The sequence below is a fragment of the Parafrigoribacterium mesophilum genome (assembly GCF_039652555.1).
GTDB lineage: Bacteria > Actinomycetota > Actinomycetes > Actinomycetales > Microbacteriaceae > Parafrigoribacterium > Parafrigoribacterium mesophilum.
Genome location: NZ_JBDJAF010000001.1, coordinates 1,577,506 through 1,590,167 on the forward strand (window position 1 = coordinate 1,577,506; position 12,662 = coordinate 1,590,167).

A 12,662-nucleotide genomic window follows, 5' to 3' on the forward strand; every position below is an offset into this window, starting at 1 on the left:
CGTACAGCTTAGGCAATTTGTGCACTAGTGGAGGCCACTGTGCGGTTCAGGGAACCCGGTGCAGCCATTCGGCGGTGCTGAACTTCTCCGCGACCAGCTGCTGCGCCCGTTCCAGTTCGGCGGGGGTGATCTCGCTGTCGTGCAGCCCGTACAGACCGCGGAAGGTGTCTTCCATCCGTGCGATGATCTCCGCCCGCGGCAGGCCGGTTTGGCTGCGCAACGGATCAACCCGTTTCACCGCGCTCTTGGTGCCCTTGTCGCTCATCTTCTCGCGGCCGATGCGCAAGACCTGCACCATCTTCTCGGCATCCATGTCGTAACTCATCGTGACGTGGTGCAACACCGCGCCGGCGCCCAGCCGTTTCTGCGCCGCTCCGCCGATCTTGCCCTTGGCAGAGGTGATGTCGTTCAGCGGTTGGTAGAACGCGTCGATACCGAGCGACTTCAACGTGGTGATCACCCACTCGTCCAGGAATGCGTAAGAGTCGGCGAACGACATCCCGTGCACCAAATCGGTGGGCGCGTAAATCGAATAGGTGATGACGGAGCCGGCTTCCATGAACATGGCGCCGCCACCGCTGATCCGGCGGACAACCTGAAAGCCGTACTTGTGGGCGTTGTCCATGTCGACTTCGTTCTTCACCGACTGGAAGCTGCCGATCACGACTCCCGGCTCGTTCCATTCCCAGATGCGCAGGGTCGGCCGGCGGCGGCCGGCGCCGACTTCCTCGGACAGCACCTGATCCAGAGCCATTTGTACCACTGGTGGATACGGCGTGCCGTGGATGAGTTGCCACTGGTAGTCGGTCCAACTCGTCGCCCGGGACAGGGCGCGGCGGATCGCGACGGCGACTCCCTCCGGGGAAAAGCCCAGCAGCAGCGCACCGGCCGGCAATGCAGCGTTCACGGCGGCGGCAATCTGGGTGGACTCGCTCTCTTCCGGCAGGCCGTTCACCGCCCGGTTGATCGATTCCAGGGCACTGTCAGGCTCCAGGAAGAAGTCCCCGGCCAACTGAAAGTTCGCAATCACGCCGTCAGCGACATCGAGGTCGACGACCACGAGTTTGCCGCCGGGAACCTTGTACTCGCCGTGCATTGCGTGCCTTCCTGTCAGCTTTCGAGCCCAGCTTATTGCTCGGGGACGTAGCGTCCGTTGCCCTGGGTGCGCATCCTGGCCCTCAGCCGGCGTGCCGCGTCGTCGAGATCGGCAGGTTCGGCGGCGCGGTCGATTCCGCCGGGGTGGAACTCACGCGGTGACCAGGACGGCCAGACATGGATGTGCAGATGCGGGACCATGTAGCCCTCGATCATGAGGCCAACCCGGTCGGAGTTCCACTCTTCGCGTTGGGCCAGGCCGATTTTGTGGGCGATCGACATGAGGTGCGACATGAGTTCTTCGCTGACGTCGATCCAGCGGTCAACCTCCTGGCGTGGCACCACCAAGGTGTGCCCCGGTTGACGTGGCTCGATCGTGAGGAATGCGACCGCGAGAGGGTCTTTCCATACGAACCGTCCCGGCAGTTCACCGTCGATGATCTGGCTGAAAACCGAGCTCATGCTGACGTGGGGCCGAGCCGGGAGGCCAACCAGCCGATCGTGTCGGCGATCACCTCATCGCGATTGGTCTCGTTGAAGATCTCGTGCCGGGCATCCGGGTAGACGATCAGTACGACGTCACTCATCCCACCGCGGCGCCGATAGCTCTCGGCCAACAACTCGGCACTGCGCGGGCCGCCCACCGTGTCATCGGCACCGACCTGGATCAGCATCGGAAGCTGGGGCGGAAGTCCCCGGGCCGGCCGGCCGAGCAGGCGCAGGCTGTCGGCGAGGCCGAAGGTTTTCAGGCCGTTGGCGGTGAACACGAGCGGGTCCACGAGCGCGGCCTGCGCGATGGCCGGATCACGGCTGAGCCATTCGTAGCCGGTGGCGCCCAGGTGCCGGTGTCTCGCGTTCAGGTTGCCGCCGTTCATCCGTCGAAGCGTGCGGTAGGCCGTGCCGGTGAGGATGACGGCGTCATAGTCACCTGGCGCCAGATTGAGCATCATTTGGGCGAGGAACGAGCCCCAGCTGTGCCCGAGCAGAACGAGTGGGATTCCCGGGTTCTCACGCCGGATGATGGCGGTGAGTTCGCGCGCATCCTGCACCACGGCCCGCATCCCGCCTGGGCCGAGCTTGCCGAGGCGGTCAGCCTCACCCCACTGCCCGAGACCGGTCTTCCCGTGCCCGCGGTGGTCGTCGGCGTACACCGTGTAGCCAGCCGTCACGAGACGTTCGATGAGTGGCTGATGCCGTGCCGCGTACTCGCCGAGCCCGTGTACCAGTTGGATGACGCCGCGCGGACTGGCCGCCTTCCAGGAGTAGTAGTGCACGGTGACGCCCTGCGCATCGACGAACGTATCGTCGTGCCGCACGGGGGTGAACTCGACCACTGACTCTCCTTGCCGCAGCATTGCTCGCAGCAGTAGTTTATGCGGGATGCGGCCAGCGGCTGGAGCCTCCGGTTGCGAAGGAGCGGACATGCTGCTGCCTCTGACACAGCGAGAACAAGAGGCACTGATGTTGACCCGCGACAGTGATCCCGATAATCTTCCTGTTGAAACGATTCACAGTCCGTCCCTTAGTCGTGGATGAGGTGCGATGTCTTCCGAGTCTCCCTGGCGGGCAGAATGGATCTGGTGCGGGGAGAAACTGCCTCACGCCAGAGCTTCACGATTCGGAGGACTGCCTCCCGCAGACGACTACGACAGGAAGGTACTCTTCCGTCGGCGGTTCAGCCTCACCGAGATCCCTGCCGCGGCACCCGTTTGGCTCACGTCCAACTCGCGCCACATTCTCTTCGTCAACGGCCATCAGGTACTCCGCGGACCGATTCGTTCGTCCGCGAGGCGCCTCTACTACGATCACACGGACGTCCGCCGTTACCTCAACGAGGGCGAGAACACCTTCGCGGTCCTCGTGCGGTACTACGGCTTTGCGACGAGTTGGTGGGAGCCGACACCGATGACCGGCGCCGCAGGCGCTGGCGGTCTCCTGCTCCAAGCTTCGCTTGGCGAAGGCACTATCGTCACGGACGCCACGTGGCGCACGCGCGATAGTTCAGTGTGGCAACGGCGACGTCCGCACAACGAACTGTCGCCACAGATCCCAGAGATTTTCGACGCCCGGCACTCCGACGCCGAGTGGACCAGCGCGGACTTTGACGACTCGTCCTGGGAGTCAGCGAGCCTGCTGACGACGCACCAGTTGGGCCGCGTCTCATCCAGTAAGCCACCCTCCGAACCGTTCGGAAAATTGCTGGCGAATCCGCTCACGCCACCGGTCCCCTCCATTCGCAGGCCGCGCTCTGCCTGGCGCATCCCATCGGCCACCAGGTCGGACGACGCGATCGGGACATTGCGTGCAACGCTGTCGTCGGTTCCGATCGAACAGGGACCCGCGACGTCCCGGCAACCAGCACTGCCATCAAACGTCACGCGTGACGAGACGCTCGTGATCGATTTCGGCGCGATCGTGTCCGGCACCCTCTCATTCACCGTCGCGGCACACGAGAACGATCGTGTCGGTGTAACGCTCGTCGAAACACTGGCATCATATGCTCTCGACTCGGCGAACTACCTCGAGTACACCGCCCGGGGAACGCACGACGTCTACGAAAGTCTCGAATCCATGGGCGGCCGGTACGCCCTGGTGGCCGCGCTCGATGGCGAGCCCACGGTCACAGACTTGAGCGTGATCGAGCGCACAAGGCCAAGGCCGCCAGGATCCGGCTTCGACTCCGACGACGTCGGGCTGAACCGGCTTTACTCTGTGGCCGTCCGAACCGTCGATCTCTGCTCCCGGGATGCGTATATGGATTGCCCAACGCGCGAGCAGCGAGCCTGGGTCGGGGATTCGGTGATCCACCAGTCCGTCGACCTGACCTGTAACCCGGACTGGTCGTTGGCGATCCACAACGTGCAACTTCTCGCGGCGCCGCGAAGCGATGGACTGCTTCCGATGGCTGCCGCAGCTGACTTCGCCAGTCGCGATCTGGTGACAATCCCCGACGCGACGCTGCATTGGACTCGATCAGTGCACAATATCTATCGGTACACCGGTGATCGCGCGCTCGTCTCCCGGCTTCTCCCGGTCTTCGAATCAGCGCTGCGATGGTTCGAGCCATTTCAGGGCGACGACGGGCTACTGCACGACATCACCGGTTGGGTGCTCATCGACTGGGCGCCCACCGAGGTCGACGGCGCGGTCGCGTCGCTCAACGGGCTGTGGGGAAGAGCCCTGCTCGACTTCGCAGAAATCGCCGATTGGCTCGGTGACAGCGGACGATCGGCCTGGGCCCGTGCCGCACACCAGCGGCTCAGGTACGGCTTCGAGCGGTTCTGGGACCCGCAACGGGAAATCTATGTCGATTCACTGCTGGAGGACAAGCGAAGTCGACGACTCTCCGAACACGCCAACTCGGCAGCTGTGACCGGTGGACTCGTGCCCGAGTCCCGGTGGCCGCGCATCGCGGAAATACTGCTCGATCGTGAGCGCGTTGTCGATGCCGCATCGAGAATGCCGGCCGCCGAGCCTTCGACCTTCTTCCGGAGGGTGCTGGCGCTTCGTCAGCAGCCGAACTGGGACATCGAGCGGGAACTGGTGGCCGCCCAGCCGTTCTTTCGCTACATCGTGCATGACGCGATCGCGGCGATGGGCCGAGCGGATGCGCTGGCGGGGCTCCTGCACGATTGGGACGCGATGCTCGAATCCGGACCGAGCGCGCTGCGCGAAGTCTGGCGCGGCCAGTCCTACGCCCACGGCTGGTCCGCAACTCCGGCACGGGATCTCATCCGGTATGTCGCAGGGATCACGCCTGGCTCGCCCGGTTACGAGAATGTGCGGGTCGCGCCCATGCTCGGAGCGCTTCACCGCCTCGATGCGGCTGCCCCGTCGCCACATGGGCCCATCCGGGTGGCCGTCGCGGATGGGTCGCTGTCCGTCACCTCACCGAAACCGGTGACCCTTGTCCGACCGGACGGAGCGGTGGAGGAGCTTCCGGCCGGAACCTCCGTGGTTGCGTGGCCCCATCCGTAGTTCGACGTTGGAGGCGGCGAGGCTCCCGCTAGGCGACCGTTGAACCGCGCACGACAAGCTCGGGCTGAAGAACGAGGTGCTCGTGCTGGAAGCCCGGACCGTCTGCGGCTTCGCGCATGAGGAGGTCAACACCGACGTAGCCCATGTGCGTACTCGGCTGGCGGATCGATGACAACGGCACTACGGCGGCGCTCGCGAAATCGATGTCGTCGTAGCCGATGAGAGCGATATCCTCTGGCACTCGGATGTTGCCGTGCATGACAAGACCCTGAAGCACGCCGATCGCCAGAAGGTCGTTTGCGGCGAACACTGCGTCCGGACGATCGGTTAGCTCTCTCGAGCCGATCGCTGTTCCGACCACGCGACCCTGGACCACCGACATCGACTGGACGAAAACGTACTCCAGCGTTGCGTCCGGCTGACCGGCCACGGCCTTGCGGGCACCAGCAAGACGGTCGGCGACCTGACGGATGGAGCCGGGACCGCCGACGAACGCCAGTCGGCGGCGACCGGTGTTCAGCAAATGCTGTGCCGCGAGGAAGCCTCCTGCGACATCGTCGACCGAAACCGAGGAAAGGTCCTTGCGATCGGTCGCGCGGTCCACGAGCACCACTGGAGTGCCATAATTCCTGATCCTGTCGAGGAAAGTCAGGTCGTCACCGACCGGTGTGACGAGGAGTCCGTGCACCCGTTGCTCCTCGAACAGTTCGAGGTAGCTCAGCTCTCTGTGAGAGTTCGTATCGCTGTTGCCCAGAAGCAACGTCATCCCGGCAGCGGCGGCACGGTCTTCGGCGCCGCGGGCGACATCAGTGAAAAAGGGGTTTCCGATATCGAGCACGAGCATGCCGATGCTGCGGCTCTTCCCCGCCCTCAACTGTCGGGCGGCCTCGTTACGGATGAAGCCCAGACGGGAGATCGCCGCTTGGACCTGTGCGACGGTAGCCGGCGAGACGATCTCAGGGCGATTGAGAACGTTCGAAACCGTGCCGACCGAAACGGATGCCGCGGCAGCCACCTCACGGATGCTCACCGCCATGCCGATTCCTTCACGGTTCCGTGGACTCCATCACTGAAAGCTTTCAACCAAGAATAGAACGTTTGTGCCAGAGCGCTAACCGCGCTCGCCGTCGCGGCTTCACGCGCCTTGAGCCACACCGAAGACGAGTTCGGCGAAACGCAGCCCGATGTGGCGCTGCGCCTCCGGGTCCGGATGCAGCCCGTCCCGCATGGGCATCGACAGGAACTCCCGGCGACCGTAGAGTTCACGACCGTCCAGGTAGTGGAGGTTCGGATCGTCCACGGACCGCGAAGCGACGATTTGTTCAAGAAGGTCGCGGGTGAGCGAGAGACTCAGTCGGCCGCGCACGATGTCCTCAGGCAGCCCCGAAGTCGTCGCATGCCGGGCGCCCGGCTCACCAACGACAGTTGTCGGCCCCGGGCGGTCTTCGACGATCGGACACAGGACGGACGAGATCACCCAGATCGGCGTCTCGGGGTGCCGCTCCCGGACGGTGTCGAGAAACGAGTTCACCGCCGGAACAAACGTGCGCGCGCGGAAGCCGTCGTGATTGACGATGTTGATCCCTATCTTGAGAGAGATCACGTCGACGCCATGGTCCCGGATTGCCGTTGCGACAAACGGGTCGAGCATCGCGTTCCCGCTGAAGCCTAAATTTGTGAGGTTCACACCGGCGGCGACCGCGGCGACCGCCGGCCAGGTTCCGGTGGGGCGCTGGGCATTCATCCCGTGGCTGATCGAGCTGCCATAGTGCAGCCAGGTGCGGCGGGTGTCCTGGAACGCCGCAAGAGGAGCGTCGGCACGCAGAGACTGAACTACGACCTCGACGTCATGGGGCAGCCAGATTTCGAGGAACTTGTCGCGGTCGGTGAGCCCGCTGAAGAGGACAGTCACGGGGGCTGCTGAGGCAACCGTTGACGTGTTGGTCACGATGTCGGCAGTGCGCAAGCCGCCAGTGCGAACAAGGAACTCGGAGTGGAGCGTGCCGTCGACCACAAGGTCGAATTGGCCGTAGGAGCGCACGGGCTCGTCCGGGAACAACGTCAATGCGGTCGTCGAGACGACGAGTTCGATTTGAGTCGCACGAGACCACAGGGCGAGCCGGACTCCGGAGGGCTGAGCCTCAACAACCCGGAAGAACTCCGTATGAATGCGCCGGAGTGCGTGCTTCGGAAGCCGATGAAACACCAGCCCGCGAGGCGTCTGTTCCGCATGATCGGCCCCGAGAACCGTGACGTATCCGTCTCCCACCCCGATTACCGGCCACAGTTTGCTGACGGTGCTAGGGATCCCGTCCGAATCACGCATTGACGGCGTCCTCCGCGTTGCGCAACAAGTTCTCGCTCAGGAGGCGACGGGCTTGCCTGCGCTTGCGCTGCTCGTCGGGATCCGAGACAGGAGCGGCAAGCAGGAGCTTCTTCGTGTAATTGTGCGTCGGGGCGTTGATGATCTCGGCGGTATCGCCTTGCTCGACGATCACCCCCTGGTACATCACCGCCACTCGATGGCAGACCGCGCGTACTACCGATAGGTCATGAGTGATCACGAGCAACGCGACACCGGTGCGTTCTTGAATCTCTACAAGCAGGTCGAGCACACGCGCCTGGGTCGAGAGGTCCAGCGCGCTCACCGGCTCATCGCACACGATGAGGCGCGGCTCGAGCGCGAGGGCGCGCGCGATGGCGATGCGCTGGCGTTGCCCGCCGGAGAACTCGCTGGGGAACCGCTGCGACGCGTCGGAGGGCAACCCGACCCGATCGAGGAGTTCGCGGATGCGGATCCGTGCCTCGCTGCGGCCAATTCCTGCGGCTCGAAGCGGCTCGGAGAGGATGTCGGAGACGAGAAGCGCTGGGTTGAGTGAGGAATAGGGATCCTGGAACACCACCTGGATTTCCTTGGCCAGACCGCGTCGCTGCTTTCGGGAAACGCGCGTGATGTTGCGGCCGTCGTACACAATCCGGCCGGAGGCGACGGGCACGAGGCCGAGAATGCTGCGTCCGAGCGTCGTCTTACCCGACCCCGACTCGCCGACGAGGCCCAGCGTCTCCCCGGCACGGATCTGTAATGAGATGCCGTGCAGTACGCGATTGGCAGGACGGCGCCATCCGCGTGCTCGGTACTCCACCTCAAGGTCGTGGACACTCAGCAGTACGTCGTGTTCGCGGCTCATCTCGTTTCCTCCGCCCGGGTCGCCAGAGGCGCACGAATCGGAGCATGATCCAGCACCGAGGACAGCAGCAACTGAGTGTAGGGATGTTTCGGCGCGCCCATGAGGGCCCGAGTCTCGCCGGTCTCCACAATCTCTCCGTCCCTCATCACCGCAACCCGGTCGCAGATATCGGCAACGACTCCGAAATTGTGCGTCACGAGCACCATAGCCATCGACCGCTCCTGCTGAAGGTCGCGCAGCAGATCGAGGACCTCAGCCTGCACGGTGACGTCGAGCGCGGTTGTCGGTTCATCGGCAATGAGCAACTCCGGATCACACGACACCGCGATCGCGATGAGCACTCGCTGCGCCATGCCGCCCGACAGCTGGTGCGGGTAGAAGTTGTACACGCGCTCCGGTTGGTTGATGTTCACGCGCGCGAGCAGGGCGAGCCCACGCTGACGGGTCTCAGCCTTGGTGAGCCCGAGTTTCTTGCGCATGGCGAAGCCGAATTGCTGGCCAACGGTGAAGGCCGGATCGAGGTTTGACATCGGCTCCTGCGGAACGTACGCGATCGTCGTGCCGCGCAGGGTGTTCAACTGCGCCTGGGAGAGCCCGAGCACCGGGCGCCCGCCAACGGTGATCCGGCCGGAGGAAACGATGGCCTCGTCGGGGAGGAGCCCGAGTATGGCGAACGCGGTCTGTGACTTGCCAGAACCGCTCTCGCCGACGAGTCCGACTACCTCGCCTCGGTCGACCTGCAGCCCGACGTTGTTGACGACCGTCCGCACCTCGCTCGAGGACAACGGGTATCCGATCGAGAGGTTCTCGACGGTGAGGAAGGCGCGGGAGTTTCCCGGCAGGGCGGACCGCGCCGGGTCTTCCCCACGGGAACTGACCCGGCGCGCACGATGGCTGCGCGGGTTTCCCAGCGTGTCGCGCACGGCATTGCTGAGCAGAACGAAGGCGAGCACCGTGAGCACGATGGCCAGGGCGGGCCACAGGATCGCCAGCGGAGAAATGTACAGCGCGTTGAACGAATCCTGAAGCATCCCTCCCCAGGTGGGGCTCTCGGGACTGCCGAGTCCGATGAACTCCAGACTGGCCTGGATCACCAGCGCGAATCCGGCAACGTAGGCCATCTCGATGATGATGGGTGCACGCACGACAACGAGCACGTGCTTGCCGATGATGCGGGAATCGGAGAGCCCCGATACTTTCGCCGCGTCGACGTAAAGCTCGTTCTTGACGGAGATGACGACGTTACGGACCAGCCGGAAGTACACCGGCGTGAACAGGAACCCCACGACGATCATGCTCAGGACCGTCGAGGGGCCGGCGACCACGTAGAAGGCAATCAGGACGATAATGCCGGGGACCGACTGGAGCAGGTTGGAGAGCCAGGCGCCGACGGCATCGATCACTCGACCGTAGTACCCGGCTATCAGCCCTGTGCTCACGCCCAGCGCCGTGGCCACCGCCACGGCGATTGCCGCACCACCGATCGTGTTCGCGGTGGAGAACATGAGCCGGCTCAGGATATCCCGGCCGGCGCGGTCCCCGCCGAGGATGAAGTCGGACTGGAAGGGAGTGATGTTGACAAATTCGAGCACCGTGTAGTTCGGATCAAACGGGGCCAGTGTCGCCCCGAAGAATGCGAAGAACAGCGCGGTGAGAAGGATCAGTGTGGCAATGATAACCGTCGGCATCACGACGAGGCGTCGCATCGTTCCGACGCGGGCGAAGGTCCTGACGTCAACCGTCGGCGGGAGGCCCAGTTCGGCGCTCATCGGCTATTCGCTTTCGGGTTGGCCCACATGATGGTGAGGTCCACGACAATGTTGACTACGACCACCGCCACAACGGTGAAGAGCACGGTGCCCATGATCACCGGGATATCCGACTTGAGCGCAGCATCGATGATGAGGGTCCCCAGCCCAGGCAGCGCAAACACGCGCTCGATCACCACCGCGCCGCCGAGCAGGCCGATGAACTGCAGCGCAAGGATTGTGAGGCCGGGGGCGCTCGCGTTCTTCAGCGCGTGGCGCAGGTAGATCGCCGAGGTCGGAATACCACGGCTGCGCAGCGTGCGGATGTAGTCCTCGCGCATCACGTCGCGCACCGCGCCCCGCACCTGCTGGGACGCGGAGGCGATGGTGCCGACCGCCAGCGCCGTGACGGGAAGGATGAGCGACGTTATCCATTTCTCCAGCGACCTGCCCGGTGGGACATAGCCTGTTGCCGGAAGTAAATGGAGGTTGAGCGAGAAGATCACGATCAGAACAATCGCAATGAGGAAATGTGGTGTCGCGAACCCGAAAACCCCAAAGATCCGAAGCGAGGAGTCGATCCAGCCTCCTTTGTAGGCGCTGAGCAGACCGATCACGACGGCAAAAATCAGGGTGAGGAGGAGTGTGAAGCACACCAGCGTCAGGGTGACCGGAATTCGCAGCGTCAGCGTCTCGAATACCGACCTGCTGTCGCTGAACGAGTGTCCCAAATCGCCACGCAGCATGTTGCCGAACCAGCCGAAGAACTGAACCGGAAGCGACTCGTGGAGCCCCAGCTGTTCTGCGCGGTTGTAGACCTCCTCCTGGGTCGCGTTCGGCCCCAGGATGAGCCGGGCCACTCGATCGCCGTCGCCGTAGACGAGCGTGAAGGTCACGGCGGCGACTACGGCGATGAGCACGATGCCTGCCGCTATCCGTCGGGCGAGGAATACGAGCATTGAGATTTCCTAGAGCTTTTGACGAGCGGTGTGCCACCTGACAATTTCAGGCGGCACACCGCGCCGCGCTGAATGCGGTTCCCCGCATCCGAGCGTTTACTTGGCCGGCTTGATGTCCCAGATGAGCGGTTCGATCTGCCCGGGGCTGAGCTTCGCGGTGATCGCGTCGCTGGTGGCGAACAGGGTGGACGGTGTCGCCCACGGGGCGTACCAGGCGTTGTCCATCAGGTAGGTGCCGATGCCCTTGAACGCCGTCTCCTGCTCGGCGCCCTCGGTCATGCTCGCCGTGGTGATGAGCTTGTCGAGTTCTGGGGCCTGGTTCTTGAAGACGTTCCACAAGGCGGTCGGAGTCACCATGCCCTTGACATCACGCCAGTCGTCGAAGCTTGGGAGCGAAACGAAGGCGATGCCAAACTTCTTGGCGAAGATCTCCTTGAAGTAATCGCCGAGCTGGTAGGGCACCACAGTCAACCGGATGCCGATCTTGCCGAGTTGTTGCTTGATGATCGGCATGACCGCGTCGTGGTTTCCGATGATGGCGGGGATCGACATGTCGAATCCGTCCGCGTAACCGGCCGCCGCCATGAGCTTCTTGGCGCCGTCGACGTCGTACGGGTACTTGGCCTTCACACCGGGGACGTACGCCGCGCTGCTTTCGCGGAAGGCCTGGTTGTTGACCACGCCATACCCCTGATACAGGTTCTTGACGATCGCTTCTCTGTCGAAGACCATGTTGATCGCCTGGCGCACGCGCACGTCGGCGAGGGCTGGAACAACCGCTCCTTGACGATCCAGGAGGTGCAGGCCGGCCCAGTTGGCGATGCCTTTGTTGAGCGTGAATCCGCCGGCCTCGATGTCAGCGGCGTTCGCCGCCGGAACCGATGCACCGTCGACCTCGCCTGCCTTCAGTGCGTTCATCCGCGCCGCGACATCCGCCATTGGGCGCAACACGAGTTTGTCGAAGGGGTATGCCTTGGCGTCCCAGTAGTCCTTGTTGCGAACGTAGGTGTAAACGGAGCCGGGGGTGGTGTTCTTCTCGTCGAGCACGTACGGGCCGGAGCCGATGGGCACGACTGACTTGTCCTTGTTGGCGTTCTGGATGCCGGAAGGGGCGAAAACGGCACCGGAGGTGGCAGCCAGGGCCGGCAGCAGACTGGGATCGGGACGTTTGAAGGTGATCACGACCGTCGTCGGATCCTTGGCCGTGGCGTCGGCCATTGCGCTTGCGGCTTGGGTGGCTTCGCCGCCGCCGCCGTCTCGGAACGCGAGAAGGTTCGCCACGACTGCGGCCGCATCCAGCGTGGTGCCGTCGGTGAACTTGACGTCATCGCGGAGCTTCAGTGTGAGCGTTGTGTGGTCGTCGTTGTATGCCCAGTCTGTTGCGAGGTTCGGCAGTATCTCCAGGTCGGGGGTGATTTTCACGAGAGTGTCATACAGCGGCATCCAGTATGCGGCGGACTGATGCACCTGCGTTCCGATGTCGGGACGCACAAAGCCCCACAGGCTGTCCGACGACACCGCGAGTGTGAGCGTCTTTTCGGCAGCGGGCGCAGGTTCGCTTGGCGCACCACAGCCGGCAAGGGCAGTGGACGTGATCGCGACGACTGCGAGCGCCGTCACAATTCTGGTGCGGTGTTTCATACTTGCCTCTTTCTCTCTACGGCGTTGTACAGGGATATCAGAATATGAATCGT

At 63.8% G+C, this 12,662-nt stretch carries 10 protein-coding genes; 1 reads left to right on the top strand and 9 read right to left on the bottom strand.

All coding sequences use genetic code 11. From position 1 onward, the window contains the following. Positions 1-46 precede the first annotated feature (46 nt). From lplAB to ABFX56_RS07600, 3 genes are read right to left on the bottom strand one after another with little or no spacing between them, the layout of a single operon-like run. Positions 47-1,096: a lipoate-protein ligase LplAB gene (lplAB, locus tag ABFX56_RS07590; protein ID WP_346232645.1), complete on the bottom strand. Its 1,050-nt coding sequence runs from the start codon at positions 1,094-1,096 to the stop codon at positions 47-49. A 32-nt stretch (positions 1,097-1,128) separates the two neighbouring features. Beyond that, positions 1,129-1,557, bottom strand: coding sequence for an HIT family protein (locus tag ABFX56_RS07595; RefSeq protein WP_346232646.1), 429 nt, complete (start codon positions 1,555-1,557; stop codon positions 1,129-1,131). Further along, on the bottom strand, positions 1,554-2,429 hold the full coding sequence (locus tag ABFX56_RS07600) for an alpha/beta hydrolase (protein WP_346232647.1): 876 nt from the start codon (positions 2,427-2,429) through the stop codon (positions 1,554-1,556). Before ABFX56_RS07600 ends, ABFX56_RS07595 begins: the two co-directional genes overlap by 4 nt. 208 nt (positions 2,430-2,637) lie before the next feature. Between ABFX56_RS07600 and ABFX56_RS07605 the strand changes: the two genes are divergently transcribed. Beyond that, a complete protein-coding gene (locus ABFX56_RS07605) occupies positions 2,638-5,073 on the top strand; it encodes a family 78 glycoside hydrolase catalytic domain (protein ID WP_346232648.1) in 2,436 nt (811 codons plus the stop codon). Between the two features lie 28 nt (positions 5,074-5,101). On the opposite strand, the gene ABFX56_RS07610 is transcribed toward ABFX56_RS07605, so the two are convergent. The 6 genes from ABFX56_RS07610 to ABFX56_RS07635 form a co-directional block, all read right to left on the bottom strand. After that, complete coding sequence (locus ABFX56_RS07610; protein ID WP_346232649.1) at positions 5,102-6,109, bottom strand: LacI family DNA-binding transcriptional regulator; 1,008 nt, start codon at positions 6,107-6,109, stop codon at positions 5,102-5,104. Between the two features lie 99 nt (positions 6,110-6,208). After that, complete coding sequence (locus tag ABFX56_RS07615; protein ID WP_346232650.1) at positions 6,209-7,399, bottom strand: SGNH/GDSL hydrolase family protein; 1,191 nt, start codon at positions 7,397-7,399, stop codon at positions 6,209-6,211. After that, positions 7,392-8,261 carry an ATP-binding cassette domain-containing protein gene (locus tag ABFX56_RS07620; protein WP_346232651.1) on the bottom strand — a complete coding sequence of 290 codons (870 nt, stop codon included), beginning with the start codon at positions 8,259-8,261 and terminating at the stop codon, positions 7,392-7,394. The genes ABFX56_RS07615 and ABFX56_RS07620 overlap by 8 nt, the downstream gene beginning before the upstream one ends. After that, entirely contained in the window at positions 8,258-10,030 is a 1,773-nt protein-coding gene (locus ABFX56_RS07625) for a dipeptide/oligopeptide/nickel ABC transporter permease/ATP-binding protein (RefSeq protein WP_346232652.1), read from the bottom strand. Before ABFX56_RS07625 ends, ABFX56_RS07620 begins: the two co-directional genes overlap by 4 nt. Continuing rightward, entirely contained in the window at positions 10,027-10,968 is a 942-nt protein-coding gene (locus ABFX56_RS07630) for an ABC transporter permease (protein WP_346232653.1), read from the bottom strand. The genes ABFX56_RS07625 and ABFX56_RS07630 overlap by 4 nt, the downstream gene beginning before the upstream one ends. Before the next feature lie 96 nt (positions 10,969-11,064). Then, positions 11,065-12,609 carry an ABC transporter substrate-binding protein gene (locus tag ABFX56_RS07635; RefSeq protein ID WP_346232654.1) on the bottom strand — a complete coding sequence of 515 codons (1,545 nt, stop codon included), beginning with the start codon at positions 12,607-12,609 and terminating at the stop codon, positions 11,065-11,067. Positions 12,610-12,662 lie beyond the last annotated feature (53 nt).